The organism is Variovorax sp. LARHSF232 (assembly GCF_052871435.1).
Window position 1 is genome coordinate 556,840 of record NZ_JBIXJS010000003.1, and the last position, 24,834, is coordinate 581,673.

The window sequence follows — 24,834 nt, forward strand, 5'->3', positions numbered from 1 at the left end:
TGACGCACAAGGGAAGCGCCATGTCCGCCACCACCACTCCCGCCGCGCCGGCGGCGGCCTTCAAGCTGCCGCCCGTGGCCACCCTGGGCCCGCTGATCGCGCTGCTGCTCGCAGTGGGCTTCTTCTCGACGCAGAGCGACCGCTTCCTGTCGGTGCAGAACTTCTCGCTGATCCTGCAGCAGGTGATGGTGGTGGGCACCATCGCCATCGGCCAGACCCTGATCATCCTCACGGCCGGCATCGACCTGAGCTGCGGCATGGTGATGGCGCTGGGCGGCATCGTCATGACCAAGCTGGCGGTGGCCAGCGGCATGAACGCCTACCTGGCGATCCTGTGCGGCGTGCTGGTGTGCATGGCCTTTGGCCTGATCAATGGCCTCCTGGTCACGCGCATCAAGCTGCCGCCCTTCATCGTGACGCTGGGCACCATGAACATCGCCTTCGCCATCACGCAGCTGTATTCGGGCGCGCAGACCATCACCGACCTGCCGCCGGAGATGACCTTCTTCGGCAACACCATCGCCATCGGCGGCGCCGCCATCAACTACGGCACCCTGTTCATGGTCGCGCTCTACATCTTCATGTGGTGGGGCCTGCGCGACACGCAGCCGGGCCGCCATATCTACGCGGTCGGCAACAACCCCGAGGCCACGCGCCTGACCGGTATCGCCACCGACAAGGTGCTGCTGGCGGTGTATGTCACGGCAGGCCTCTTTTACGGCATCGCGTCGCTCTTGTCGGTGGCGCGCACCGCGGTGGGCGACCCCAACGCCGGCCAGACCGAGAACCTGGACGCCATCACCGCCGTGGTGCTGGGCGGCACCAGCCTCTTTGGCGGGCGCGGGATCATCCTGGGCACGCTGCTGGGCGCGGTGATCGTCGGCGTGTTCCGCAACGGCCTCACGCTGATGGGGGTGTCCTCGGTCTACCAGGTGCTGATCACCGGCGTGCTGGTGATCCTGGCGGTGGCCACCGACCAGATTTCACGCAAGGGAGTTCGCTGATGACCACCCCCGCACATTCGCATACCCCGCTGGTGATGGAAGCGCGCGGCCTGGTCAAGCGCTATGGCAACGTGACGGCATTGGACGGCGCCGACTTCGAGCTGCGCGCCGGCGAGATCATGGCGGTGATCGGCGACAACGGCGCCGGCAAGTCGTCGCTGATCAAGGCGCTGTCGGGCGCCACCCTTCCGGACGAAGGCGAGATCTGGCTGGATGGCAATCCCATCCATTTCAAGTCGCCCATGGACGCACGCCGCGAAGGCATCGAGACGGTCTACCAGGACCTGGCGGTGGCGCCGGCCATGACCATTGCCGAGAACCTGTTCCTGGGCCGCGAGATCATCCGGCCGGGCTTCTTCTCGCGCCTGTTCCGCTGCATCGACAAGAAGAAGATGCTGGAAGAGAGCATCGCCCGCATGAACGACCTGAAGGTGGGCATCCGCTCCATGACGCAGGCGGTCGAGACGCTGTCGGGCGGCCAGCGCCAGTGCGTGGCGGTGGCGCGCAGCGCGGCCTTCGCGCGCCACGTGGTGATCCTGGACGAGCCCACCGCGGCGCTGGGCGTGAAAGAGGGCAACATGGTGCTGGAGCTGATTCGCCGGGTGCGCGACCGCGGGCTGCCCGTCATTCTCATCAGCCACAATATGCCGCATGTGTTCGAGATCGCTGACCGCATCCATATCGCCCGCCTCGGCAAGCGCGCCTGCATCGTCAATCCGAAGAACATCAGCATGAGCGACACCGTCGCCGTCATGACGGGGGCCATGCGCCCCGAAGAGTTGCCGCACCAGGCATTTGCATGAGCGCCGGCAGAGACGGTGCCGAGATGGAACCGACGATGCCGCTCGAACGCGACGCAGAGCGCCTGCGCCCGCGCGGCTCCAACCAGGTGGGCATGCGCCAGTTCAACGAGCGCGTGGTGCTGCAGGCGATCCGGCTGCACGGGCCGCTGCCCAAGGCCGAGATCGCGCGCCTGACCAACCTCACGGCGCAGACGGTGCAGATCATCATCGCGCGGCTGGAGGCCGAGGGCCTGGTGCTCAAGCACGCGCCGCTGCGCGGGCGCATGGGCCAGCCCTCGGTGCCGATGGCGCTCAACCCCGACGGCGCCTTTTCCATCGGCATCAAGATCGGGCGGCGCAGCCTCGACGTGCTGCTGCTGGACTTTGCGGCGCAAGTGCGCGAGCGCCTCACGCTGGACTACGACTTTCCGGATCCCGACACGCTGTTCGGCGAGATCCGCGCGCGCCTCAAGCTTTTGCGCAAGAGCCTGGGCCCCAAGCGCGCTGCGCTGCTGCGCGGGGTCGGCATCGCGGCGCCGTTGTCGCTGGGCGGCTGGCAGTCGCTGCTGGGCGTGCCGCCGGCGCAGGCCGCCAAGTGGAACGCCATCGACATCGAGGCCGAAGTGCAGGACATGACGCCGCTGCCGGTCGCGCTGTGCAAGGACACGGCTGCCGCCTGCGTGGCCGAGCTGGTGGCCGGGCGCGGGCGCAGCGTGCGCAGCTTTCTCTACGTTTTCGTCGATACCTTCATCGGCGGCGGCCTGGTGATCGACAGCCACCTGCGCAGCGGCGGCACCGGCAACGCGGGCGCCATCGGTTCCCTGTCGCTGGGGCTGGGCGCGGCGCATGGCGAGCCGCCGCGCCAGCTGCTCAGCGTGGCATCCCTCTTCACCCTGGAAAAGATGTACGGCGAGGCTGGGCTCGATACCGGTGCCATCGTGGATGCCCGCGCCATGCAGCAGCCCTGGCTGCCCGTCACCCAGTCCTGGCTGCAGAAGTCGGCGCCAGGCATCGCGCTGGCGGCGCACAGCGCAACGGCGCTCTTGGACCTGGACGGCGTGATCATCGATGGCTCCTTCAGCCGCGAGCTGCTGGCCGCCACCCTGGCGCAGGTCGATGCCGCACTGGACCGCTACGACTGGGAAGGCGTGACCCGCCCGTCCCTGATGGCCGGCGCCATCGGCGCCGATGCACGCGCCATCGGCGGCGCCCTGCTGCCGCTGTACGGCAGCTTCGCGCCCGACCGCGACCTCTTTCTCAAAGACGACGCCTGAATGACCACTGCGCCATCACCGACCCAAGCCCCGTCCTTCGACCTGCTGCTGTTCGGCGGCACCGGCGACCTCGCCATGCGCAAGCTCCTGCCGGCGCTCTACATGCGCCACCGCGGCGGCGATCTGCCGGCGCACGGACGCATCGTCGGGCTGGCGCGCGAAACCATGAGCCGCGGCGAATTCATCGACAAGGTGCGCGCGAGCTTCGATCGCTTCGTGCCGGCAGCCGAACGCGATGCCAAGGATTTCGACGCCTTCGCCCAGCGCCTGGACTACCTGCAGGTAGAGGCCAACACGCCCCAGCACTTCGAAGCCCTCGCAGCGGCGTTGAAGGATTCGAAGGCGGCGGTGCGCGTGTTCTTTCTGTCGACGGCGCCCGACTTCTTCGCGCCCATTTGCAAGAACCTGGCGGCCGCCGGCCTGGTGCATGCGCAATCGCGCGTGGTGCTGGAAAAGCCCCTGGGGCGCGACCTGGCCTCGGCGCAGAAGATCAACGAGGACGTGGGCAGCGTGTTCGCCGAATCGCAGATCTTTCGCATCGACCACTACCTGGGCAAGGAGCCGGTGCAGAACCTCCTGGCGCTGCGCTTTGCCAATGCGCTGCTGGAGCCGCTGTGGAACCGCACCTGGGTCAGCAACGTGCAGATCACCATCGCCGAGCAGGTGGGGGTGGAGACGCGCGGCGCCTTCTACGACCGCACCGGCGCACTGCGCGACATGGTGCAGAACCACCTCTTGCAACTGCTGTGCATCCTGGCGATGGAGCCGCCCAACTCCATCCACCCGGATGCGGTGCGCGACGAGAAGCTCAAGGTGCTCAATGCGCTGCGCCCCTTCACGCCGGCCGATGTCGAGACGCGCACCGTGCGCGGCCAGTACCGGGCCGGCGCCATTGGCGGCCAGCGCGTGCCGGGCTACCTGGAAGAGCCGGACATTCCGGCCGGCAGCAGCACCGAAAGCTATGTGGCGATCCGCGCCGAGCTGCAGAACTGGCGCTGGTCCGGCGTGCCCTTCTATTTGCGCACCGGCAAGCGAATGGCCGAGCGGGTGGCCGAAATCGTCGTCAACTTCCGCGCGGTGCCGCATTCGATCTTTCCGGGCGCCGGCGCCGGCACGCCGGGCAACCGGCTGGTGATCCGGCTGCAGCCCGACGAAGAGCTCAAGCTTTTCATGATGGCCAAGGTGCCGGGCGACACGCTCAAGCTCAAGCCGGTGGAACTGAACCTGGATTTTGCCGAGCAGTTCAGGCAGCGCCCCATGGAGGCCTACGAACGCCTCTTGATGGATGCGATCCGCGGCAACCTCACTCTGTTCATGCGGCGCGACGAGCTGGACGCCGCCTGGCGCTGGTGCGAGCCGATCCTGCATGGCTGGGCGCAGTCGGATCAGGCACCCAAGCCGTACAGCGCCGGCTCCTGGGGCCCGGCTGCCGCCAGTGCACTGGTAGGCCGCGACGGGGTGGTCTGGCGTGAAGAGGCTTAGCAAGGCCTAGCACAAAGGCCTTCGGCACGGTCGTCGGCGGACTTGTACCTGCGGCGCCTGCCTGGTCCAGAATGCGCGCCATGACGAAGAACGACCAACTCGCCTCCTTCCCCATCACCCGCAAGTGGCCCGCCGCCCAGCCCGAGCGGCTTCAGCTCTATTCGCTGCCCACGCCCAATGGCGTGAAGGTGTCGATCATGCTGGAGGAAACGGGCCTTCCCTACGAGCCGCACCTGGTGGACTTCGGCAAGAACGACCAGCTGTCGCCCGAGTTCCTCTCGCTCAATCCGAACAACAAGATCCCGGCCATCATCGATCCGGATGGCCCGGGCGGAAAGCCGCTGGCGCTGTTCGAATCGGGTGCCATCCTCTTGTACCTGGCCGACAAGACCGGCAAGTTCATTGCGCAGGATCCGGCCGCCCGCTACGAGACCATCCAGTGGCTGATGTTCCAGATGGGCGGCATCGGGCCGATGTTCGGCCAGCTCGGTTTCTTCCACAAATTTGCCGGCAAGGACTATGAAGACAAGCGGCCGCGCGATCGCTATGTGGCCGAGTCCAAGCGCCTGCTGGCCGTGCTCGACCAGCGCCTGAAGGGCCGGGCCTGGGTGATGGGCGATGAATGCACCATCGCCGATATCGCCATCTTCCCCTGGGTGCGCAACCTGGTCGGCTTCTACGAGGCGGGCGAGCTGGTCGGCTTCTCGGAATTTGCCGAGGTCAGGCGCGTGCTGGACGCCTTCGTCGCACGTCCAGCCGTGGCGCGCGGGCTGACGATCCCGGCGCGCGGCTGACAGAGAACATGGCGCCTTCTCGCCCGGCAATACCCCCGTCCTCCCTTGCGCGGGTCGAGGCATTGCTGGCGACGGGGGCGCCGCGCATCCTGCTCGGCCTGGTGGGGCCGCCGGGCGCCGGCAAGTCCACGTTGGCGCAGCAACTGCAAGCCGCCTTTGCCGAGGTGTCGCAGGTGTTGCCGATGGATGGCTTCCACCTGGCCAATTCCGAATTGCAGCGCCTGGGAAGGGCAGGGCGCAAGGGCGCGCCGGACACCTTCGACGCGGCCGGCTACCTGGCCCTGCTGCAGCGCCTGCGCCAGCCGCCGCGCGACGACAGCGAAGTGATCTACGCGCCCGAGTTCCGGCGCGACATCGAGGAAGCCGTCGCAGGCGCCATCGCCATCGAGCCGCAGGTGCGCCTGGTCATCACCGAAGGCAACTACCTGCTCTTGGACCAGGCGCCCTGGAACGCCATCGCGCCGCTGCTGGATGAAGCTTGGTACGTGGAGGTGGACGATCGGCTGCGCGAGCACCGCCTCGCGCAGCGCCACGAGGAATTCGGCCGCAGCAGGGATGACGCGCTGGCCTGGGTGGCGCAGACCGACGCGCCGAATGCCCGCCTGATCGCGGCCAGCCGGCCGCGCGCGACGCACCTGTTCCGCTGGGACGCCTGATCGCTGCCTCGCCGCCGCGACTGGTGGCAACATCCATCCTGTATTGACCACCCAAGGAACCTTCCCATGAAGAAGACGACACCCACCTCCTGGCTGGCTTCGGTGCTCCTGGCCGGCATCGCCCTGACCACCAGCGCTGCCAGCGCCGCTGACCTGCTCGACGAAGCGAAGGCGCGCGGCACGCTTCGCATCGCCTGCGAAGGCACCTATCCGCCCTTCAACTACAAGGACGACCAGGGCCAGCTGACCGGCTTCGACGTCGAGATCGGCAAGGCGCTGGCCGCCAAGCTGGGCGTGAAACCGGAGTTCGTGACCTCCGAGTGGAGCGGCATCCTGGCCGGCCTGCAGGCCGGCAAGTACGACGTGATCATCAACCAGGTGGCCGCCACCGACGCGCGCCGCGAGACCTTCGACTTCAGCGGGCCCTATGTCATGTCCTACCCGCAGCTGATCGTGCGGGCCAACGAGACGCGCAAGCTGGAGACGCCGGCCGACCTCAAGGGCAAGAAGATCGGCGTGGGGCAGGGCAGCAACTATGCGGAACTGGCCAAGGGCATCGAAGGCGCCGAGGTGCGCACCTACCCCGGCGCGCCGGAATACCTGCAGGATCTCGCCACCGGGCGCATCGACGCGGCCATCAACGACAGCCTGCTCATTCCCTACCTGCGCGCGAAGACCAAGCTGCCGGTCAAGGCAGGCGCCCAGATCGGCAAGCCCGAGAGCAACGCGATCCCTTTCCGCAAGGGCAATCCCAAGTTCAAGCAGGCCATCGACAAGGCCCTGGACGAGCTGAAGGCCGACGGCAGCTACGCGAAGATCTCCAACAAGTGGTTCGAGCGTGACGTGAGCGTGCCGCCGTCCGGCCGCTGACCCGCGTTCGGCGCCGCCCATGGATCTGCAATCGCTGTTCGCGCTGGCATGGCCGGTGATGCTGAAGGGGACCGGCTACACGCTGCTGTTCGCCGTCGTCTCGATGATCCTCGGCCTGCCCCTGGCAGGCCTTGTCACGCTGGTTCGCGTGCTGGGCATATGGGGGCTGTCCGGCGTGATGGCGCTGTACGTCAGCGTGATGCGCGGCACGCCGCTCCTGGTGCAGGTCTTCATCGTGTACTACGGCCTGCCCAGCGTCGGGATCGAGTTGTCGCCGATCACGGCGGGCATCCTGACTCTGACCTTGAACGTCGCGGCCTACATGAGCGAGACGCTGCGCGGGTCGATCAATGCCGTGGCGCAAGGGCAGTGGCTGGCCGGCACCAGCCTGGGGCTGACGCGCCGCCAGACCCTTCGCCACGTGGTTGGGCCGCAGGCGCTGCGGGCGGCGGTGCCCAGCCTGTCCAACAGCCTGATCAGCCTCATCAAGGACACCTCGCTGGTCTCGGTGATCGCGGTGACCGAGCTGATGCTGGCGACCAAGGAGCTGATCTCCACCACCTTCCAGCCCTTCCAGCTGTACATGGCCGCGGCCGGGGTCTACTGGGTGCTCAGCCTGAGCTTCGAGCAGGTTCAGCGCTGGATGGAAAAGCGAATGGCGTATCCGCACTGAAGGGCGGCCGTTTCACTGCGGCCGCGCCATCAGTGCCAGCCGCAGTGCCAGCAGCGCCAGTACCAGAGCCAGGGTGCGCGACTGCCAGCGGGCAGCCTGGGTGTTGCCGGCCAGCCATCGGTTCACCACACCGCCCAGGGCGCCCAGCGCCGCATGGAAGACGAAGCTGATCATGGTCAGCAGCACGCCCAGCGCGATCAGCTGCTGCGGCACCTGCCCCTTGGCGGCATCGACGAACTGCGGCAGGAAGACCATGAAGAACAGCAAGGCCTTGGGATTGAGCAGGCTGTTCAGCATGGAACGCAGCGTGACCGAGAACAGCGCACGCCGGCTCCCCGCCTGGGTCGTCAGCACGCTGGGGTTGCGCCAGGCCTTGTAGGCCATCCACAGAAGATAGAGCACGCCGGCCAGCCTGATCAGATCGAAGGCCAGCGGCCCTTGCGCGACGATGGCGGTGATGCCAAGCGCCGTCAGGGCCGTCAGGGCCAGATCGGCCAGGCCGATGCCCAGCGAAGCCGCCACGCTTCCGCGCCAGCCGTAGCCAACGCCATGTGCGATCACGAAGGCCATGTTCGGCCCCGGGGACATCAGCAAGAGCAGCACCGCGGCTGCGAAGAGCCCCAGCGAGGCGGGTTCCATCACCGGCACGTCGAGCTCCTGTGTGTGAAGGCGGGCCCTTATTGCCCCGCCAGGTTTCGCAGCGTAGTCTTCGTATTTGATACAGACAAATAATTGTTCTAGATACGGTGAATCATGCGACCTGCCCGCTACCGGCCCTTGATCGACGAGTTCAGCCGCCGCATTCGCAGCGGCGAGCTGCGCCCCGGCGAGCAGCTGCCCACGGTGCGTGCGCTGATGCGCGAGCAGGGCGTGGCGTTGGCGACCGCCACCCGCGTCTACAACTCGCTGGAGGCGATCGGCCTGGTGGTCGGCGAGGCGGGCCGCGGCACCTTTGTGCGTGACACCTCGCTGCCGCGTAGCCACGGCCTGCCGCAGCAACCCGGCGGTGGCGTGGTGGACCTGAGTTTCAACTACCCGGCCCTGCCCGGCCAGGCCGAACTCCTGCGCGAGGGTCTGCGCAGCCTGGCCGCTGCGGGTGATCTGGACGCACTGTTGCACTCCGCGCCCCAGGGTGGCCGACCGCACGAGCGCCAGACGGCGGCCAGGCACCTGCGCAATCGCGGCATCCGCGTCGGCGGTGAGCAAGTGCTGATCGTCAATGGCGCTCAGCAAGGGCTCGCACTGGCGGCGATGGCGCTGCTTGCGCCCGGCGACGCGATCGCCGTCGATGCCCTGACCTACCCCGGCATCAAGGCTTTGGCTGCGGCGCATCGCCTGGCGTTGTGCGCGCTGCCGCAGACCGGCGGGCAGACCGATCTGGATGCGCTGGCGGCGCTGTGCCGGCGCCGCAGGATCCGCGCCGTCTACAGCATGCCCACCCTGCACAACCCGCTCGGGTCGGTGATGAGCCTGGCAGATCGCGAGCGCCTGGTGGCGCTGGCCGAGCGGCACGATTTGCTGATCATCGAGGACGGCGCCTATGCCTTCCTGGCCGAGCCGGCGCCTTCGCCGCTGTTCACGCTGGCACCCGGGCGCACGATCTACGTTTCGGGGCTGTCCAAGAGCGTGGCTTCGGGCTTGCGGGTCGGCTTTGTCGCGGCGCCACCCGCCCTGGTGCCGGCGCTGGAGCAGGCGCAAAGGGCCTCGACCTGGAACACGCCCTCCGTCGTGGTGGCCCTGGCCTGCCGCTGGATCGAGTCGGGTGAAGTCGACGCGCTGGAGGAGGCGAAGCGCCGCGATGCGGGCCAGCGCCAGGCACTGGCGCGGCGTGTGCTGCGCGGCTGCGCCCTGTGTGCACATCCCTCGTCCTACTACCTCTGGCTGGCGCTGCCCGAGGGCTTGCGCGCAGACCCCGTGGTGAGCGCGCTGCAACGCGAGGGCGTGCTGCTGAGCAACGCCGAGCCCTTCGCGGCCACCGCCCATGTGCCGCAGGCGCTGCGGGTGGCGCTGGGCTCGGTGCCGCTCGAGGTGCTGAAGCTTGCCCTGCAGAAGGTGCGGGATGCGGCGACTTGCGTCTAGGGTCATTGCTCCTTGCGTGTCATCGGTTTCGATGACAGACGGGGCGGCGTAAACGGCGCAGCATGGCAAATCCTCTTTCGGAGATTTTTTCCATGTTCATCCCGACATCCGCTCCGTTCGCTTTGACCTTGCCACTGCTGTGCCTGGCCGCCATCGGTTCATCCGCGCACGCCCAGACCAACGCGCCGGACGTCGCCAAGCTGACCGCCAGCGAGGCTGTGCGGCAGATCTGCGCGGGCACCCTCGGCAGCGAGCACCTGGTGTCCGCCTATCTTGCGCAGGCCAAGACGAAGGCGAACCTCAACGCTTTCATCACCCTCGATGAAGCTGGGGCGTTGAAGGCTGCGCGGGCCGCCGATGCGGCCCGGCGGCGCGGGGATGCATGCAAGCCGCTGGCCGGCCTGCCGGTGGTCATCAAGGACAACATTCATGTGCAAGGCCTGCCCGCCACGGCCGGAACGCCGGCACTGAAGGCCTTCGTGCCTGCGGCCGATGCGCCGGTCGTCGCCAAGCTGCGGGCGGCCGGCGCCGTCATCCTGGGAAAGACGAACATGCACGAACTGGCCTTCGGCGTGTCTGGCTACAACCCCGCCTTCCAGACCGGCCCGGAGGTCGGTGTGCGCAACGCCTACGACACGGCTCGCATCGCCGGGGGCTCCTCCTCCGGCAATGGGACGGCGCTCGGTGCTCGCATGGCACCGGCGGCGCTCGGTACGGACACCGGCGGGTCGGTGCGCATCCCCTGCGCATTCAACGGCTGCGCCTCACTACGCCCGACCATGGGGCGCTATTCGCAGCAGGGTATTGCACCCATCTCGCACACGCGCGACACAGCAGGCCCGATGGCCATGTCGATGGCCGACGTTGCGCTGCTCGATCGCGTGATTGCCGGTGGCAAGGCGATCAAGCCGGCCGACTTGAAGCGCGTGCGGCTCGGCGTGGTGCCCGCCTTCTACGCCAACCTCGATGCGGACACGAAGGCCGCTACGGATGCAGCGCTGGCCAAGCTGCGCGCCGCCGGCGTCGCGCTGGTGGATGTGGACATGCCCAAGCTCATGGAACTCAACGGTGCCGTCGGCTTCCCGGTGGCGCTCTTCGAAGCGCACGACGACATGGTCGCCTACCTCGCCAGGTACCCGACGGGCATCGACATCGCTCAACTGGTGGCCGGCATCGCCAGCCCGGACGTCAAGGGCACCTTCGAGGGTCTGGTGATCCCGCGCAAGTTGCCTGCGGCCAATGGCGTGGTCGATGCCAAACCGGCCTATGACAACGCGATGCGCGTCGCACGGCCGCAATTGATAAAGCTCTACCGCGATACCTTCGCCAGGAACAGGCTCGATGCCTTGGTGTTCCCAACCGTGCCGCGGGTGGCCCTGGCGGCCACACCCGAAGCCAGCAGCCCGGAGAACTTCGGGGCGCTCATCCAGAACACCGACCCAGGCAGCAATGCAGGCATTCCGGGCATTCAACTGCCCTCCGGGCTGGGTGCCACGTCCGGCTTGCCGGTGGGCTTGGAACTGGACGGTCCGGCCGGCAGCGACCGCAGGCTGCTTGCCATCGGGCTGGCGGTGGAGCGCGAGTTGGGCCGTCTGCCGAAACCCACAGCGAAGTAGGCGGCTGGCCGTTCAGCGGCTGGCCCAGCCGGCCAGCGCGGATCGTCTTTCGATGCCGACTTTGTCGAAGATGCGTCGCAGGTAGGTCCGCACGGTGGGCACGCCCACGGCCATGCGGCGGGCGATCTCCTTGTCCGTCAGGCCTTCGCACACCGCTCTTGCGACTTCGCGCTCCCGCAGGCTCAGCGCATTCCACTTTGCGGCGGCGGGGAGGCCCGCGGCGCAGGGCGCCATGCACCGCGCGCGCTGCAGAGCGCCGATGAAGGCCGGCTCGATCAGATCGAGCAAGGCCTTTTCGTGGTCTCCGAAATTGCCGCGACCCCGACGCCGCCAGATGCGCAGATCGCCCAGCGCGCGGTCGCCGCCGTCGAATGCATGCAGGTTGATACCCCAGTGCAATCCATCGCGCGAGAGAAAGTCATTGAAAAAGGCGGTACGCATCAGTTCTCGCTGCGGCATGACTTCGGTCACGCAAGTGGCGCGGCGGCGCCTCTGCAGCAAGAAGGTGATGGGATCGTGGTGCTGATGCCATTCGCCATAGCGGTCCAGGTTGCCCAGGTCCATGTGGAGCGCCACGCGCCGGTCGAAGCAGCCGGCATGCGCGTTCCACACGAAGGAGGCGAACTGGTCGGCGTGCAGCAGGTCCAGCAGCGACCGGCCCAGGCATTCGCGTACCTCGGTCTCGTCGTGATCGTCCGCCAGCAATGCGAAGACGCTGCGCAGGGCGCGCTGTTCGGAGCCGGTCAGGTACATCGATTCAATCTCTCAGCCGTCCCGGCCCGCGGCCACAGGCAGCTTCACCTCGCCGACACCGCCCAGGAACAGATCGGCCACGATCGGTCCCATGGCGTCGTAGTCGAGCTGGCCCTCGGGTTTCATCCAGGTGAACATCCAGTTGATCATGCCGAACAGCAGCATGGTCAGGGGCTTGGCCATCTGCTCGCTGGCGGTGCCCTTGCGCATCTCGGCCAGCGCCTGCGCAAAACCGGCGACCACCAGGCGCTCCTTGTCGAGCACGCGCTGGCGGTCGGCTTCCTCCAGGAACTTCACGTCCTCGGTCAGCACCCGGTGCGCGTTCTGCGCGTCAGCGTATTCCTCGACGATGCGGCGGATCAGGTGGCGCAGCCTGGCTTCGCCCTGCAGATGCTTCGCCTCTTCATCGTCGATGAGCGCGGCCAGCCGCGAAACGTGGTCGTCCGCGATGCTCACCAGCAGGCTGTATTTGTCGCGGTAGTAGTGATAGAGCGTGGCCTTCGACAAGCCGCAGGCCTGCGCCACCTCATTCATCGAGGTGGCCGAGTAGCCGCGCCGGGCAAAGAGCTGCGCCGCCTGCGCCAGGATCATTTCCCGTTGGCCTTGGTAGCTGGCTGATCGTCCGCGTGCCATGCCGGTGCTTCCTCAGTGATTTGTTCTTGGTTGAAGGCAAAGGCGCGATCTTGCCTGAGCGGGATCAGGAAGCGCCGCCGCGCCGGGTCTCGATCAGCGACTTGACCTCCACGCTCTTCACGCGCGGACGCCCGGGCTCAATGGCCGCGAGCGGCGCCACCTCGACCATCGTCGCCAGGCAGCGGCGCGTCAGGTCCTGGTAGGTAAGGGTGCCTTCCAGCTTCCAGGCCACCTCGGCGTCGCTCAGCGCGCGCTTCACCTTGGCCGGCATGCCGGCCACCAGGCTTCTGGGCGGCACCTTCATGCCGGCCGGCACGAAGGCGCAGGCGGCCACGATGGAGGCTTCGCCGATCTCGGCCTCGTCCATCACCACCGCGTTCATGCCGACCAGCACGTCGCGCCGGATGATGCAGCTGTGCAGTACGGCGCCATGGCCGATGTGGCCGTTCTCCTCGACCACCGTGTCCTGCTCCGGAAAACCATGGATGACGCAGGTGTCTTGGACATTGGCGCCGCGCTGCAGGACGATGCGTCCGAAGTCGCCGCGCAGGCTGGCGCAAGGGCCGACGTAGCAGCCGGGCCCCACGATCACGTCGCCGATCAGCACGGCCGTGGGATGCACATGGGCGCTGGGGTCGATGACCGGCACCACGCCTTCGATGGAATAGCAGGGCATTGGGCGCTCCTAGGGTTTGCACTAGACCGGTATGTCTTGAAGCTTTCGTGTCCCTCATCCTAAAATCTACCGAACGGTCGGTCAATAGTGTTTAAGGAAATCCCACGATGAGCACGGAACCCTTGGTCCTGGTGGCAGATGCAGCTGCCACCCGCACGCTGACCCTGAATCGGCCGGCGGCGATGAACAGCTTCACCACCGAAATGCATGCCGAGCTGCTGACGGCGCTGAACGCCGCCGCCGATGAAGCGCAGGTGCGCTGCGTGGTCATCACCGGCGCCGGCCGCGGCTTTTGCGCCGGCCAGGACCTGGGCGACCCGCAAGCCGCGCCCGGCAAGGACCTGGGCGCGCTGATCGAGGCGCACTACCTGCCGCTGGTGGAACGCATCCGCTCCATGCCGGTGCCTGTGATCGCCGCGGTCAACGGTGTCGCCGCAGGCGCGGGCGCGAACCTGGCGTTCTGCTGCGATGTGGTGATCGCGGGCCGCGCCGCCAGCTTCATCCAGGCCTTCTCCAAGATCGGCCTGGTGCCCGACACCGGCGGCACCTGGCTGCTGCCGCGCCTGGTCGGTCATGCGCGGGCGCTGGCCATCGCCATGACGGGCGACAAGATTTCCGCCGAGCAGGCGGCGCAGATGGGAATGATCTGGCAGTGCGTGGATGACGCGGCGCTGCAAGACGCCGTGAACGCGCTGGCCGCGCGCCTGGCCGCCATGCCCACGCGCGCCCTGGTCGCCACGCGCCACGCGCTGTCCGCGGCGCAGGACATGGACCTGCGCTCGGCGCTGCAGCACGAAGCCACCTTGCAGACCGAACTGGGCGCCGCACACGACTACCTGGAAGGTGTCGACGCCTTCCGCAACAAGCGCGCCCCCAAGTTCACCGACCGCTGAAAGACATGAGCGAAACCACGCCCCAACAAATGGCCGAGCGCGTGCGCGACGGCATGCTGAAAAACGACCGCGCCACCCGCGCCATGGGCATGCAGGTGGTCGACATCTCGCCCGGCCGCGCCACCGTGACGATGCGCGTGCGCGAAGACATGCTCAACGGCCACGACACCTGCCATGGCGGACTGATCTCCACCCTGGCCGATTCGGCCTTCGCCTTTGCCTGCAACTCGCATGGCGAGCTGACGGTGGCGGCCTCCATCGCCGTCGACTTCCTGGCGCCAGGCCGCAAGGACGACCTGCTCACCGCCCAGGCGCACGAAGTGTCGAAGGCCGGCCGCACGGGCCTGTACGACTGCGAGGTGACCAACCAGCATGGCGAGCGCATCGCCGTGTTCCGCGGCCGCTCGCACACCATGAAAGGCAAGCCGGCGTTCTAGCCGGCAAAGGCAGGCCGGCGTTCTGACCGGCCTCCATTGATTCGGAATTCGGGAGACATATCAGATGACCGTGAAGACCCCCGCCCCCGGCGACCTGGCGCCCATCGAGAAAGCCAGCCGCGACGAGATCGCCGCCCTGCAGCTGACGCGCCTGAAGGCCACCCTGCAGCGCGCGTACGACAACGTGCCGCACTACCGCCAGGCCTTCGACGCCAAGGGCGTGCACCCGGAAGACCTCAAGCAGCTGTCCGACCTGGCGAAGTTCCCCTTCACCGTGAAGTCGGATCTGCGCGACAACTATCCCTTCGGCCTCTTTGCCGTGCCGCGTGCGCAGGTCGCGCGCATCCACGCATCGTCGGGCACCACCGGCAAGCCCACGGTGGTCGGCTACACGAAGAACGACATCGACGTCTGGGCCGAGCTGGTGGCGCGCTCGATCCGCGCCGCGGGCGGCCGGCCCGGCGACATGGTGCACGTGGCCTATGGCTATGGCCTCTTCACCGGCGGCCTGGGCGCGCACTACGGCGCCGAACGCGCCGGCTGTACCGTGGTGCCGATGTCGGGCGGGCAGACCGAGAAGCAGGTGCAGCTCATCAACGACTTCAAGCCCGACATCATCATGGTCACGCCCAGCTACATGCAGGTGCTGATCGAGGAGTTCGTGCGCCAGGGGCTGGATCCGGCCGCCAGCTCGCTGAAGGTCGGCATCTTCGGTGCCGAGCCCTGGACCGAGGCGATGCGGCGCGACATCGAGCACAAGGCCGGCATCGATGCGGTCGACATCTACGGCCTGTCCGAGGTGATGGGCCCGGGCGTGGCCAGCGAATGCATCGAAAGCAAGGACGGCCCGGTGATCTGGGAAGACCACTTCTATCCCGAGATCATCAATCCGGAGACCGGCGAGCCGGTGGCCGATGGCGAAGAGGGCGAGCTGGTCTTCACCTCGCTCAGCAAGGAAGCGATGCCGGTGATCCGCTACCGCACGCGCGACCTCACGCGCCTCTTGCCGCCCACCTCGCGCTCGTTCCGGCGCATGGGCAAGATCGTCGGGCGCAGCGACGACATGATGATCATCCGCGGCGTCAACGTGTTTCCGACGCAGGTGGAAGAGATCGTGCTGGCGCACGAGAAGCTCACCGGCGTCTACCAGCTGCACCTCAGCCGCGAGGGCCTGATGGATCAGGTCGAGGTGCATTGCGAGCTGCAGCCGGGCCTGGTGGGCCTGGCCGAAGACGCCCGCGGCGAGATCGCCAAGTGGGTGCAGCAGCGCATCAAGACGATGGTGGGCATCTCCACCTCGGTGCGGGTCTTCAACCCCGACACCATCGAGCGCACCCAGACCGGCAAGGCCAGGCGCGTGATCGACAAGCGGCCCAAGTGACGCGCTGCTGAACTTCATTCCAGGAGGAACGACATGTACACCCAAGCCATGGACACCATGGGCAAGGACGGCGCCGACGGCCAGAAGGCCGTGCGCTCGGCCGACGAGATGCGCCTGCAGGAGCGCTTCGACGAGCGCATCGATGCCGGCGACTTCATCGAGGCCAAGGACTGGATGCCCGATCACTACCGCAAGACCTTGCTCCGCCAGATCAGCCAGCACGCGCACTCGGAAATCGTCGGCATGCTGCCCGAGGGCAACTGGATCACCCGCGCGCCCACGCTCAAGCGCAAGGCGATCCTCCTGGCCAAGGTGCAGGACGAAGGCGGCCACGGCCTGTACCTGTATGCCGCGGCCGAGACGCTGGGCACCTCGCGCGACCAGATGCTCGATGCGCTGCACACCGGCAAGGCCAAGTACAGCTCCATCTTCAACTACCCAACCCTGACCTGGGCCGACATCGGCACCGTCGGCTGGCTGGTGGATGGCGCGGCCATCATGAACCAGGTGCCGATCTGCCGATGCTCCTATGCGCCCTATGCGCGCGCCATGATCCGCATCTGCCGCGAGGAGAGCTTTCACCAGCGCCAGGGCTACGAGGCGCTGCTCACCATGATGCAGCAGGGCACGCCGGAGCAGAAGGCGATGGTGCAGGACGCGGTCAATCGCTGGTGGTGGCCCTCGATCATGATGTTCGGCCCGCCGGACGACCAGTCGCCCAACAGCGCGCAATCGATGCGCTGGGGCATCAAGCGCGTCAGCAACGACGAGCTGCGCCAGAAGTTCATCGACGCCGCGGTGGAGCAGGCGCGCATCCTGGGCGTGACGCTGCCCGACCCGGAACTCAAATGGAACGAGGAGCGCCAGGCGCATGACCACGGCCCCATCGACTGGGAAGAGTTCTGGCGCGTCATCGCCGGCGACGGCCCCTGCAACCGCGAGCGCCTGGGCGCCCGCGTCAAGGCCTGGGACGACGGCGCCTGGGTGCGCGAAGCCGCGCTGGCCCACGCCCGCAAGCAAGCAACGATCAAGGAGGCAGCATGAGTTCCGACGTTCAAAAAGAGTGGCCGCTGTGGGAAGTGTTCGTGCGCAGCAAGGCCGGACTTGACCACAAGCATTGCGGCAGCCTGCACGCGGCCGACGCCAAGATGGCGATCCAGATGGCGCGCGACGTCTACACACGCCGCCAGGAAGGCTGCAGCGTCTGGGTGGTGCCCTCCGACCAGATCGTGGCCAGCGACCCCGGCGACAAGGACATGTACTTCGATCCGGCCGAAGACAAGGTGTACCGCCACCCGACCTTCTACCAGCTGCCCAAGGCCGTGGACCACATGTGAATGAGCGAGAACGACCCATGTCCACCGCCTCCATCGAACTCGATCTCACGCCCGCCACGCAGTACCTGCTGCGCATCGGCGACAGCTGCCTGATCCTGGCGCAGCGCCTCGGCGAATGGTGCGGCCACGCGCCCGTCCTGGAAGAGGACATCGCGATGTCGAACATCGCGCTGGACCTGATCGGCCAGGCGCGCGCCGTGCTCACGCGCGCCGGCGAGATCGAAGGCCGCTCGCATGACGAAGACCAGTTGGCGTTCCTGCGCAACGAGCGCGACTACTTCAACGTCACCCTGGTCGAGCTGCCGCGTGGCGACTTCGCTTTCTCGGTGCTGCGCAACACGATGATCGCCACCTGGCTCAAGCTCTTGTGGGAGCGCCTCGCCGCTGAAAGCAGCGATGCCGAGCTGCGCGCCATCGCCGCCAAGGCACTGAAGGAAGCGCGCTACCACCAGCAGCATTCCGGCGACTGGGTGGTGCGTCTGGGCGACGGCACCGATGAATCGCGTGCTCGCATGGAAGCGGCGCTGGCTGCACTGTGGCGCTACGCCGCCGAGCTGTTCGACACCGATGCCACCGACGAAGCGGCCGCCGACGCCGGCTGGGGCCCGCGCTGGTCGACGCTGGAGGCGCCCTGGCAGGCCGAGATGGAACAGATCCTGCGCGAAGCCGGCTTCGCGCTGCCGGCCGACAGCAAGTTCCAGAGCGACGGCAAGCGTGGCCGCCACAGCGAGCACATGGGCTTCATCCTGGCCGAGCTGCAGTACTTGCAGCGCGCCTTTCCCGGCGGGGTGTGGTGATGGCGCTGGCGGCCGTTGCACCCCGGCAGGACGCGCGCATCCAGGCCGCCTGGGACGTGCTCGCCACCGTGCTCGACCCGGAAGTGCCGGCCCTGTCCGTGTGCGACCTCGGCATCGTGCGCGAGGTGCTGGCGCGTGGCGACGGGCTGGAGATCGTGCTCACGCCCACCTATTCCGGCTGCCCCGCCACCGAGGTGATCGAGCGCGACGTGCTGGCCGCCATCGAGGCCGCGGGCCTGGGCCCGGCGCGCGCCACCTTGCGCCGCGCACCGGCCTGGACCACGGACTGGATCAGCGCCGAAGGCAAGCGCAAGCTGGCCGACTACGGCATTGCCCCGCCCGGCGCGGCGGCGCGCGCGGACGGTGCGGTGCCGATCCGCTTCTTCGGCCGCCGCATCGACGCGAAGGCGCCGGCCTGCCCGCGCTGCGGCAGCGATCACACCGAGCGGCTCTCCGCCTTTGGCTCCACCGCTTGCAAGTCGCTCTATCGCTGCCTGGCCTGCAAAGAGCCCTTCGAGCATTTCAAGCCCATCTGAACGAGCGCCCACCATGAGTGTCATGTTCCATCCCTTGCGCGTGCGCGCCATCGAGCCCGACACGCAGGAGGCGGTGATCGTCTCCTTCGACGTGCCGGCCGATCTGCGCGAAGTCTTCGGCTTCACCCAGGGCCAGTACCTGACCCTGCGCACCGACATCGACGGCCAGGACCTGCGCCGTTCCTATTCCATCTGCGCCGGCGTCGACGACGGCGAGCTGCGCGTGGGCGTGCGCAAGGTGCGCGGCGGCGTGTTCTCCAACTGGATCAACGAGCACCTGAAGCCCGGCGACACCGTCAGCGTGATGGCGCCGCAAGGCCGCTTCTTCGTGCCGCTCGACCCGGCGGCCCGGCGCCACCATGTGGGCATTGCCGGGGGCAGCGGCATCACGCCCATCCTGTCGATCATGAAGACGGTGCTGGCGCGCGAGCCGCACAGCCGCTTCACCCTGATCTATGGCAACCGGCTCCTGCAGTCGACCATGTTCAAGGAGGAGATCGAGGACCTGAAGAACCGCTACATGACGCGGCTTTCTCTGCAGCACGTGTTCTCGGACGAGCACACCGACGCGCCGCTCAACCACGGCGTGATGAACCGCGAGAAGATCGGCGAGTTCCTGGGCAGCGTGGTGCCGGCCGATGACATCGACCACGTCTACGTTTGCGGCCCCTTCCAGATGAACGACGAGGCCGAGGCTGCGCTGCTGGCCGCGGGCGTGCCGGAAGAGCGCATCCACATCGAGCGCTTCGGCGTGGCGCTGCCAGCCAATGCGCCTGGAGGCCCCGTGGGCGCGGTGGTGCACGAGGCCAAGCCGGGTGACGCCGAAACCGCACGCATCGTCATCATCCGCGACGGCCTGTCGCGCGAGATCTCGTTCACCAAGCAGCAGCCCAGCATCCTCGACGCCGCGTCCGCCGCCGGCATGGAGGTGCCGTATTCCTGCACCTCCGGCGTGTGCGGAACCTGCCGCGCCAAGCTGATCGAAGGCCAGGTGCGGATGGAACGCAATTTCGCGCTGGACAAGAAGGAAGTGGCCAACGGCTTCGTCCTGACCTGCCAGGCGCACCCGCTCACCGAGCGGGTGGTGTTGTCCTTCGACGAGCGCTGATGGCGTGCCGGCGCGGGAACATCCCGATGACGACAGCGCCCTGACACCGTTCCACTAACAAACCAAGTTTTTTTTCGCAAACCATGGAGACAAGAATGAAGTCGTTCAAGAAGAAATCCCTGCTCTTGGCGAGCCTGCTGTCACTCGCCACGTTCGTGGCGCAGGCCGACATCAACGTCGGTGTCACGCTGTCGGCCACCGGACCGGCCGCATCGCTGGGCATTCCCGAGAAGAACACCATCGCCCTGATGCCCAAGACCATCGCGGGCCAGAAGATCAACTACGTGGTGCTGGACGACGCGTCCGACACCACGGCGGCCGTGTCCAACACCCGCAAGCTGATTGCCGACAGCAAGGTGGACGTGGTGCTCGGCTCCACCATCACGCCGGCATCACTGGCCATGATCGACGTGGCTTCCGAGGCCAAGGTGCCGATGATTTCCATGGCGGCCTCGTCGCGCATCGTCGAGCCGATGGACGACAAGAAGAAGTGGGTCTTCAAGACGCCGCAGAACGACATCATGATGTCGCTGGCCATTGCGGAGCACATGAACAAGACCGGCATCAAGACGGTGGGCTTCGTCGGCTTCTCCGACGCGTACGGCGAAGGCTGGTATCAGGAATTCAGCAAGGCTGCCGGGCTCAAGGGACTGAAGGTCGTGGCCAACGAGCGCTTCGGCCGTACCGACACCTCGGTCACCGGCCAGGTGCTCAAGCTGATGTCGGCCAAGCCCGACGCGATCCTGGTGGCCGGCTCCGGCACGCCGGCCGCGCTGCCGCAAAAGACGCTCAAGGAGCGCGGCTACGCCGGCAAGATGTACCAGACGCACGGCGTGGCCAATGCCGACTTCCTGCGCGTGGGCGGCAAGGACGTGGAAGGCACCTTCCTGCCGGCCGGCCCGGTGCTGGTGGCCGATCAGCTGCCGCAGAACAACCCGGTGCGCAAGAGCGCGCAGGCCTACATCGCCGCCTACGAGGCCGCGCATGGCAAGGGCAGCGTGTCCACCTTCGGCGCGCACGCCTGGGACGCGGGCCTGTTGATGACGGCTGCCGTGCCGGTCGCGCTGAAGAAGGCGCAACCCGGCACGCCGGAGTTCCGCGCCGCGCTGCGCGATGCGCTGGAGAAGATCGACGAGATGCCCGGCGCGCACGGCATCTTCACCATGTCCGCCACCGATCACCTGGGCCTGGACCAGCGCGCGCGCGTCATGGTCAAGATCGAGAACGGCGGTTGGAAATACCAGCCTTGACCCACCCCCGAATCTCGCTCACTTCGTGTAGCTCGGATCCCCCCTCAAGGGGGCGCACCCAGCGGCCCGGCAAAGCCGGTTCCGCGGGCGCTCCCGAACAGGCCGGGCTACGCCGGCCCCTGGCTTGATACTGGAAAGAACATGGATGCTCAGATCGCCCTGCTGCTTGCGCAGGACGGCCTCGTGAATGGCGCGGTGTATGCGCTGATGGCGCTGGCCTTGGTGCTGGTGTTTTCGGTGACCCGCGTCATCTTCATTCCCCAGGGCGAATTCGTCGCCTTCGGCGCGCTTTCGCTGGCGCTCATGCAGGGCGGCAAGGTGCCGCCGACCTTGTGGCTGCTGCTGGTGCTGGCCGCCGCGGTGCTCGTGGTGGAGGCCTGGCGCTGGAAGCGCGGCGTGGCGGTGGACTGGAACTCCGCGCTGTTGTGGGCCGTGGCCTTTCCGCTGGCGGCTTGCGCGCTGTTGCTGCTCTGGCGCCCCGCCGGCCTGGCCGCGCAGGCGCTCAGCACGCTGGTGCTGATCACGCCGCTGGGCCCCTTGCTGTACCGCCTGGCCTACCGGCCGATGGCGCAGGCCACGGTGCTGTCGCTCTTGATCGTGTCGGTGGCGCTGCATGGCGTGCTGGTCGGGCTCGGCCTTCTCTTCTTCGGCGCCGAGGGCTCGCGCACGCCGGCCTTCTCCGAAGCGCGCTTCGAACTTGGCGGTCTGCAGGTTACCGGCCAGTCGCTGGTCGTGATCGTCGTCACGCTGGCACTGGTGATTCTCATGTTCCAGTTCTTCGGCCGTTCCATGGTGGGCAAGGCGCTGCGCGCCACTGCCATGAACCGGGTCGGCGCGCGCCTGATGGGCGTGCCGACCGAGTTGTCGGGCGATATCAGTTTTGCGCTGGCGGCGTTGATCGGCGCGGTGTCGGGCCTCTTGATCGCACCAATCACCACCATCTACTACGACACCGGCTTCCTGATCGGCCTGAAGGGCTTCGTGGCCGCCATCGTCGGCGGGCTGGCCAGCTACCCGTTGGCGCTGGCGGGGGCGCTGCTGGTGGGGCAGCTCGAATCGTTTTCGTCCTTCTGGGCCAGCGCCTACAAGGAGGTGCTGGTGTTCACGCTGATCATTCCGGTGCTGTGGTGGCGCTCCCTGAAGAGTCGCCATGTGGAGGACGAGGAGTGAGCGCGATCATGGACAAAGCACAAAGCGCCACTGCCGACTCGAACAAGGAAGCGTCGCGCGGCTTCCTCACGCGCCGCGGCCTCACCGTGGCGGCGGTGCTGGCGCTCGCGCTGGCCTGGGGCTTCCTGCCCGAGTTCACGGTGGTTGTCATCAGCTATATCGGCCTGTATGCGCTGGTGGCGGTGGGCCTGGCCATGCTGACCGGCGTGGGCGGCATGACCTCCTTCGGCCAGGCCGCTTTCGTCGGCATGGGCGCCTACGCCACTGCCTGGATCTGCACTTCGCCGACGGCGGCGCAGTGGCTGGGCCCATTGGCCGGCAGCGCGATCGTGCCGTGGTTCGGCCTGGCGCTGGGCCTGGTGCTGACTTTTGCGCTGGCCTGGATGCTGGGCGCGGTCACCGTCAAGCTGCAGGGCCACTACCTGCCGCTGTGCACCATCGCCTGGGGCCTGGGCCTCTATTACCTGTTCGGCAATATGGAGTTCCTGGGCGGGCAGACCGGCATCACCGGCGTGCCGGCGCTGGTCGTCTTCGGCTACTCGCTGGCTTCGCCGCGCTCGCTGGGCATCGTGATCTGGTTCGCCTTGCTCATCGCCCTGTGGCTTCTGCACAACCTGCTGGATTCGCGCGAGGGCAGGGCGATCCGAGCACTCAAGAGCGGCCGGCTGATGGCCGAATCGATGGGTGTGGACACCGCCCGCCACCGCATCAAGCTGTTCGTGCTGGCGGCCCTGATGGCGGCCATCTCCGGCTGGCTCTACGCGCACATGCAGCGCTTCGTGAACCCGACACCCTTCAATCTCAACATCGGCATCGAATACCTGTTCATGGCGGTGGTGGGCGGCGCCGGCCACCTGTGGGGCGCGGTGCTGGGCGCGGCCCTCATCACCCTGCTCAAGGAGAAGCTGCAGGACGTGCTGCCCAGCCTCCTGGGCAGCAGCGGCAACTTCGAAGTGATCGTGTTCGGTCTCTTGATGCTGCTGGTGCTGCAGCGCTTCGCCGACGGCATCTGGCCCGCGCTGGAGCGCATCGGCCAGCGCTTGCTGCGGCCGGAGAAGGCGCGCGCGCCGCGCCATGTCGCCGAACTGGCGCGCCGCGTGCTGCCGTCCAAGGGCACGGTGCTGCTGCAATCGCAGGCCGTGACCAAGCGCTTCGGTGGCCTGGTGGCCAACGATGCGGTCACGATGAACGTGAAGGCCGGCGAGATCCATGCGCTGATTGGGCCCAACGGCGCAGGCAAGAGCACCTTCTTCAACATGATCTCCGGCGTGGACGATCCCACCGAAGGCGAAGTGCGCCTGATGGACCAGCCCATGCAGACGAAGCCCGCGCGCGCCTTTGCCGCCCTGGGCCTGGGCCGCACCTTCCAGCATGTGCGCCTCCTGGGCCAGCGCAGCGTGGTCGACAACGTGGCCCTGGGCGCACACCTGCGCGCCCGGCGCGGCTGGCTGGCGTCGATGCTGCGGCTGGACCGGGCCGAAGAAGCCGCCCTGCAGGCCGAGGCGCGTCGCCAGATCGAGCGCTGCGGCCTGGCGGCCCACGCCGATGCGCCGGCCGCTTCGCTGGCATTGGGCCAGCAGCGCATCGTCGAGATTGCGCGTGCCCTGGCCAGCCAGCCGGCGGTGCTGCTGCTGGACGAACCGGCCGCGGGCCTGCGTCATCTGGAAAAGCGCGCACTGGCAGAACTTCTTTCGCAACTGCGGGCCGAAGGCCTGGGCATCCTGGTGGTGGAACACGACATGGAATTCGTCATGAACCTGGCCGACCGCATCACCGTGCTCGAGTTCGGCACCGTGATCGCAGAGGGCAAGCCGGCCGAGGTGCAGGCCAATCCGAAGGTGCTCGATGCTTATCTGGGCGGGGCGGACGAACCCTTGGAGGCCGCGGCATGAGTGCGCCACTTCTGCAGCTGAAGGACTTCTGCGTCTCCTACCGCACGGTCGAGGCCCTGCACAGTGTCGCCCTCGAAGTGCGCGAAGGCGAGATCGTCACCGTGATCGGCCCCAACGGCGCCGGCAAGACCACGCTGCTGTGCGCGGCCATGGGCCTGCTGCCCTCCAGCGGCCAGCTGATGCTGGATGGCGAGCGCGTCGGCCGCCCCAGCGTCGAGGCGCTGGTGGCACGCGGAGTCGGCCTGGTGCCCGAGCGGCGCGAGCTCTTCGGCGAGATGTCGGTGGAAGACAACCTGCTGCTCGGCGGCTTCTACCGCTGGCGCAAGGGCCAGCGCGACCAGAAGGCGCGCATGGAAGAGGTGTTCCAGATCTTCCCGCGCTTGCGCGAACGCCATGTGCAGCTGGCGTCCACCCTGTCCGGTGGCGAGCGCCAGATGCTGGCCATCGGCCGTGCGCTGATGGCGCGCCCGCGCCTCCTGATGCTGGACGAACCCTCGCTGGGCCTGGCGCCGCTGATCGTGCGCGAGGTGCTGCAAGTGGTGTCCAGCTTGCGCAAGCACGGCGTATCGGTGCTGCTGGTGGAGCAGAACGCGCGTGCCGCCCTGCAAGTGGCCGACCGCGCCTATGTGCTGGAGATGGGGCAGGTGGCGCTCAGTGGCGCGGCCCGCGACCTGCTGCACGACCGTCGAATCATCGACACCTACCTCGGCATCGGAACCAAGGCCGCTGCCTGAACCTGGA

Annotated in this window: 26 protein-coding genes; 22 read left to right on the forward strand and 4 right to left on the reverse strand. The window is 67.6% G+C overall.

Features of this window, described 5'->3' with window-relative positions:
* Positions 1 to 20 precede the first annotated feature (20 nt).
* The 8 genes from ACIPRI_RS11470 to ACIPRI_RS11505 all read left to right on the forward strand — a co-directional run bounded on the left by ACIPRI_RS11470 (position 21) and on the right by ACIPRI_RS11505 (position 7,535).
* Positions 21 to 1,004, forward strand: a complete 984-nt coding sequence (locus ACIPRI_RS11470; RefSeq protein ID WP_446621554.1) for an ABC transporter permease — start codon at positions 21 to 23, stop codon at positions 1,002 to 1,004.
* The gene (locus ACIPRI_RS11475; RefSeq protein ID WP_446621555.1) at positions 1,004 to 1,807 is read left to right on the forward strand and encodes an ATP-binding cassette domain-containing protein; all 804 of its coding nucleotides are present in this window, start codon (positions 1,004 to 1,006) and stop codon (positions 1,805 to 1,807) included. The genes ACIPRI_RS11470 and ACIPRI_RS11475 overlap by 1 nt, the downstream gene beginning before the upstream one ends.
* On the forward strand, positions 1,804 to 3,060 hold the full coding sequence (locus tag ACIPRI_RS11480) for an ROK family transcriptional regulator (protein WP_446621556.1): 1,257 nt from the start codon (positions 1,804 to 1,806) through the stop codon (positions 3,058 to 3,060). Before ACIPRI_RS11475 ends, ACIPRI_RS11480 begins: the two co-directional genes overlap by 4 nt.
* Positions 3,061 to 4,542 (forward strand): glucose-6-phosphate dehydrogenase, encoded by a 1,482-nt coding sequence (gene zwf / locus ACIPRI_RS11485; protein ID WP_446621557.1) that lies wholly within the window; start codon positions 3,061 to 3,063, stop codon positions 4,540 to 4,542.
* A gap of 80 nt (positions 4,543 to 4,622) precedes the next feature.
* Positions 4,623 to 5,336, forward strand: a complete 714-nt coding sequence (locus tag ACIPRI_RS11490) for a glutathione S-transferase N-terminal domain-containing protein (RefSeq protein WP_446621558.1) — start codon at positions 4,623 to 4,625, stop codon at positions 5,334 to 5,336.
* Between the two features lie 8 nt (positions 5,337 to 5,344).
* The gene (locus ACIPRI_RS11495; protein ID WP_446621559.1) at positions 5,345 to 5,992 is read left to right on the forward strand and encodes a nucleoside/nucleotide kinase family protein; all 648 of its coding nucleotides are present in this window, start codon (positions 5,345 to 5,347) and stop codon (positions 5,990 to 5,992) included.
* Positions 5,993 to 6,058: 66 nt separating this feature from the next.
* The gene (locus tag ACIPRI_RS11500) at positions 6,059 to 6,862 is read left to right on the forward strand and encodes a transporter substrate-binding domain-containing protein (protein ID WP_446621560.1); all 804 of its coding nucleotides are present in this window, start codon (positions 6,059 to 6,061) and stop codon (positions 6,860 to 6,862) included.
* A gap of 19 nt (positions 6,863 to 6,881) precedes the next feature.
* The gene (locus ACIPRI_RS11505; protein WP_446621561.1) at positions 6,882 to 7,535 is read left to right on the forward strand and encodes an amino acid ABC transporter permease; all 654 of its coding nucleotides are present in this window, start codon (positions 6,882 to 6,884) and stop codon (positions 7,533 to 7,535) included.
* Between the two features lie 12 nt (positions 7,536 to 7,547).
* On the opposite strand, the gene ACIPRI_RS11510 is transcribed toward ACIPRI_RS11505, so the two are convergent.
* On the reverse strand, positions 7,548 to 8,177 hold the full coding sequence (locus tag ACIPRI_RS11510; protein ID WP_446621708.1) for a LysE family translocator: 630 nt from the start codon (positions 8,175 to 8,177) through the stop codon (positions 7,548 to 7,550).
* 111 nt (positions 8,178 to 8,288) lie between these two features.
* Between ACIPRI_RS11510 and ACIPRI_RS11515 the strand changes: the two genes are divergently transcribed.
* Positions 8,289 to 9,614 carry an aminotransferase-like domain-containing protein gene (locus tag ACIPRI_RS11515; protein ID WP_446621562.1) on the forward strand — a complete coding sequence of 442 codons (1,326 nt, stop codon included), beginning with the start codon at positions 8,289 to 8,291 and terminating at the stop codon, positions 9,612 to 9,614.
* Between the two features lie 92 nt (positions 9,615 to 9,706).
* The gene (gene iaaH / locus ACIPRI_RS11520) at positions 9,707 to 11,230 is read left to right on the forward strand and encodes an indoleacetamide hydrolase (RefSeq protein ID WP_446621563.1); all 1,524 of its coding nucleotides are present in this window, start codon (positions 9,707 to 9,709) and stop codon (positions 11,228 to 11,230) included.
* A 12-nt stretch (positions 11,231 to 11,242) separates the two neighbouring features.
* Here iaaH and ACIPRI_RS11525 read toward each other — a convergent pair whose 3' ends face one another.
* The 3 genes from ACIPRI_RS11525 to ACIPRI_RS11535 all read right to left on the reverse strand — a co-directional run bounded on the left by ACIPRI_RS11525 (position 11,243) and on the right by ACIPRI_RS11535 (position 13,292).
* Positions 11,243 to 11,983, reverse strand: a complete 741-nt coding sequence (locus tag ACIPRI_RS11525) for a response regulator transcription factor (protein ID WP_446621564.1) — start codon at positions 11,981 to 11,983, stop codon at positions 11,243 to 11,245.
* 12 nt (positions 11,984 to 11,995) lie between these two features.
* Positions 11,996 to 12,616, reverse strand: a complete 621-nt coding sequence (locus ACIPRI_RS11530; protein WP_446621565.1) for a TetR/AcrR family transcriptional regulator — start codon at positions 12,614 to 12,616, stop codon at positions 11,996 to 11,998.
* A gap of 64 nt (positions 12,617 to 12,680) precedes the next feature.
* A complete protein-coding gene (locus tag ACIPRI_RS11535) occupies positions 12,681 to 13,292 on the reverse strand; it encodes a phenylacetic acid degradation protein PaaY (protein ID WP_446621566.1) in 612 nt (203 codons plus the stop codon).
* A 107-nt stretch (positions 13,293 to 13,399) separates the two neighbouring features.
* Between ACIPRI_RS11535 and ACIPRI_RS11540 the strand changes: the two genes are divergently transcribed.
* The 12 genes from ACIPRI_RS11540 to ACIPRI_RS11595 all read left to right on the forward strand — a co-directional run bounded on the left by ACIPRI_RS11540 (position 13,400) and on the right by ACIPRI_RS11595 (position 24,827).
* The gene (locus ACIPRI_RS11540) at positions 13,400 to 14,185 is read left to right on the forward strand and encodes an enoyl-CoA hydratase-related protein (protein WP_446621567.1); all 786 of its coding nucleotides are present in this window, start codon (positions 13,400 to 13,402) and stop codon (positions 14,183 to 14,185) included.
* Between the two features lie 5 nt (positions 14,186 to 14,190).
* Positions 14,191 to 14,622: a hydroxyphenylacetyl-CoA thioesterase PaaI gene (paaI, locus tag ACIPRI_RS11545; RefSeq protein WP_446621568.1), complete on the forward strand. Its 432-nt coding sequence runs from the start codon at positions 14,191 to 14,193 to the stop codon at positions 14,620 to 14,622.
* Between the two features lie 64 nt (positions 14,623 to 14,686).
* On the forward strand, positions 14,687 to 16,003 hold the full coding sequence (paaK, locus tag ACIPRI_RS11550) for a phenylacetate--CoA ligase PaaK (RefSeq protein ID WP_446621569.1): 1,317 nt from the start codon (positions 14,687 to 14,689) through the stop codon (positions 16,001 to 16,003).
* Positions 16,004 to 16,036: 33 nt separating this feature from the next.
* Entirely contained in the window at positions 16,037 to 17,047 is a 1,011-nt protein-coding gene (gene paaA / locus ACIPRI_RS11555) for a 1,2-phenylacetyl-CoA epoxidase subunit PaaA (protein ID WP_446621570.1), read from the forward strand.
* Complete coding sequence (paaB, locus tag ACIPRI_RS11560; protein WP_446621571.1) at positions 17,044 to 17,340, forward strand: 1,2-phenylacetyl-CoA epoxidase subunit PaaB; 297 nt, start codon at positions 17,044 to 17,046, stop codon at positions 17,338 to 17,340. The genes paaA and paaB overlap by 4 nt, the downstream gene beginning before the upstream one ends.
* Positions 17,341 to 17,357: 17 nt before the next feature.
* Complete coding sequence (paaC, locus tag ACIPRI_RS11565) at positions 17,358 to 18,137, forward strand: 1,2-phenylacetyl-CoA epoxidase subunit PaaC (protein ID WP_446621572.1); 780 nt, start codon at positions 17,358 to 17,360, stop codon at positions 18,135 to 18,137.
* The gene (gene paaD / locus ACIPRI_RS11570; RefSeq protein ID WP_446621573.1) at positions 18,137 to 18,673 is read left to right on the forward strand and encodes a 1,2-phenylacetyl-CoA epoxidase subunit PaaD; all 537 of its coding nucleotides are present in this window, start codon (positions 18,137 to 18,139) and stop codon (positions 18,671 to 18,673) included. The genes paaC and paaD overlap by 1 nt, the downstream gene beginning before the upstream one ends.
* A 13-nt stretch (positions 18,674 to 18,686) precedes the next feature.
* Complete coding sequence (gene paaE / locus ACIPRI_RS11575; RefSeq protein WP_446621574.1) at positions 18,687 to 19,781, forward strand: 1,2-phenylacetyl-CoA epoxidase subunit PaaE; 1,095 nt, start codon at positions 18,687 to 18,689, stop codon at positions 19,779 to 19,781.
* A 95-nt stretch (positions 19,782 to 19,876) separates the two neighbouring features.
* Positions 19,877 to 21,031 (forward strand): ABC transporter substrate-binding protein, encoded by a 1,155-nt coding sequence (locus tag ACIPRI_RS11580; RefSeq protein WP_446621575.1) that lies wholly within the window; start codon positions 19,877 to 19,879, stop codon positions 21,029 to 21,031.
* Positions 21,032 to 21,172: 141 nt separating this feature from the next.
* Positions 21,173 to 22,201: a branched-chain amino acid ABC transporter permease gene (locus ACIPRI_RS11585; protein WP_446621576.1), complete on the forward strand. Its 1,029-nt coding sequence runs from the start codon at positions 21,173 to 21,175 to the stop codon at positions 22,199 to 22,201.
* An 8-nt stretch (positions 22,202 to 22,209) separates the two neighbouring features.
* Positions 22,210 to 24,093 carry a branched-chain amino acid ABC transporter ATP-binding protein/permease gene (locus ACIPRI_RS11590; protein WP_446621577.1) on the forward strand — a complete coding sequence of 628 codons (1,884 nt, stop codon included), beginning with the start codon at positions 22,210 to 22,212 and terminating at the stop codon, positions 24,091 to 24,093.
* Positions 24,090 to 24,827, forward strand: coding sequence for an ABC transporter ATP-binding protein (locus tag ACIPRI_RS11595; protein WP_446621578.1), 738 nt, complete (start codon positions 24,090 to 24,092; stop codon positions 24,825 to 24,827). Before ACIPRI_RS11590 ends, ACIPRI_RS11595 begins: the two co-directional genes overlap by 4 nt.
* Positions 24,828 to 24,834: the final 7 nt, after the last annotated feature.

Coding starts and splice junctions, on each gene's coding strand:
- ACIPRI_RS11525 (WP_446621564.1), bottom strand. CDS start 11,983: ATGTACCTGACCGGCTCCGAACAGCGCGCCCTGCGCAGCGTCTTCGCA.
- ACIPRI_RS11540 (WP_446621567.1), top strand. CDS start 13,400: ATGAGCACGGAACCCTTGGTCCTGGTGGCAGATGCAGCTGCCACCCGC.
- ACIPRI_RS11585 (WP_446621576.1), top strand. CDS start 21,173: ATGGATGCTCAGATCGCCCTGCTGCTTGCGCAGGACGGCCTCGTGAAT.
- paaC (WP_446621572.1), top strand. CDS start 17,358: ATGTCCACCGCCTCCATCGAACTCGATCTCACGCCCGCCACGCAGTAC.
- zwf (WP_446621557.1), top strand. CDS start 3,061: ATGACCACTGCGCCATCACCGACCCAAGCCCCGTCCTTCGACCTGCTG.
- ACIPRI_RS11530 (WP_446621565.1), bottom strand. CDS start 12,616: ATGGCACGCGGACGATCAGCCAGCTACCAAGGCCAACGGGAAATGATC.
- ACIPRI_RS11470 (WP_446621554.1), top strand. CDS start 21: ATGTCCGCCACCACCACTCCCGCCGCGCCGGCGGCGGCCTTCAAGCTG.
- ACIPRI_RS11490 (WP_446621558.1), top strand. CDS start 4,623: ATGACGAAGAACGACCAACTCGCCTCCTTCCCCATCACCCGCAAGTGG.
- ACIPRI_RS11505 (WP_446621561.1), top strand. CDS start 6,882: ATGGATCTGCAATCGCTGTTCGCGCTGGCATGGCCGGTGATGCTGAAG.
- paaB (WP_446621571.1), top strand. CDS start 17,044: ATGAGTTCCGACGTTCAAAAAGAGTGGCCGCTGTGGGAAGTGTTCGTG.
- ACIPRI_RS11580 (WP_446621575.1), top strand. CDS start 19,877: ATGAAGTCGTTCAAGAAGAAATCCCTGCTCTTGGCGAGCCTGCTGTCA.
- ACIPRI_RS11500 (WP_446621560.1), top strand. CDS start 6,059: ATGAAGAAGACGACACCCACCTCCTGGCTGGCTTCGGTGCTCCTGGCC.
- ACIPRI_RS11535 (WP_446621566.1), bottom strand. CDS start 13,292: ATGCCCTGCTATTCCATCGAAGGCGTGGTGCCGGTCATCGACCCCAGC.
- paaD (WP_446621573.1), top strand. CDS start 18,137: ATGGCGCTGGCGGCCGTTGCACCCCGGCAGGACGCGCGCATCCAGGCC.
- paaE (WP_446621574.1), top strand. CDS start 18,687: ATGAGTGTCATGTTCCATCCCTTGCGCGTGCGCGCCATCGAGCCCGAC.
- paaK (WP_446621569.1), top strand. CDS start 14,687: ATGACCGTGAAGACCCCCGCCCCCGGCGACCTGGCGCCCATCGAGAAA.
- paaI (WP_446621568.1), top strand. CDS start 14,191: ATGAGCGAAACCACGCCCCAACAAATGGCCGAGCGCGTGCGCGACGGC.
- ACIPRI_RS11480 (WP_446621556.1), top strand. CDS start 1,804: ATGAGCGCCGGCAGAGACGGTGCCGAGATGGAACCGACGATGCCGCTC.
- iaaH (WP_446621563.1), top strand. CDS start 9,707: ATGTTCATCCCGACATCCGCTCCGTTCGCTTTGACCTTGCCACTGCTG.
- ACIPRI_RS11590 (WP_446621577.1), top strand. CDS start 22,210: ATGGACAAAGCACAAAGCGCCACTGCCGACTCGAACAAGGAAGCGTCG.
- ACIPRI_RS11515 (WP_446621562.1), top strand. CDS start 8,289: ATGCGACCTGCCCGCTACCGGCCCTTGATCGACGAGTTCAGCCGCCGC.
- paaA (WP_446621570.1), top strand. CDS start 16,037: ATGTACACCCAAGCCATGGACACCATGGGCAAGGACGGCGCCGACGGC.
- ACIPRI_RS11475 (WP_446621555.1), top strand. CDS start 1,004: ATGACCACCCCCGCACATTCGCATACCCCGCTGGTGATGGAAGCGCGC.
- ACIPRI_RS11495 (WP_446621559.1), top strand. CDS start 5,345: ATGGCGCCTTCTCGCCCGGCAATACCCCCGTCCTCCCTTGCGCGGGTC.
- ACIPRI_RS11595 (WP_446621578.1), top strand. CDS start 24,090: ATGAGTGCGCCACTTCTGCAGCTGAAGGACTTCTGCGTCTCCTACCGC.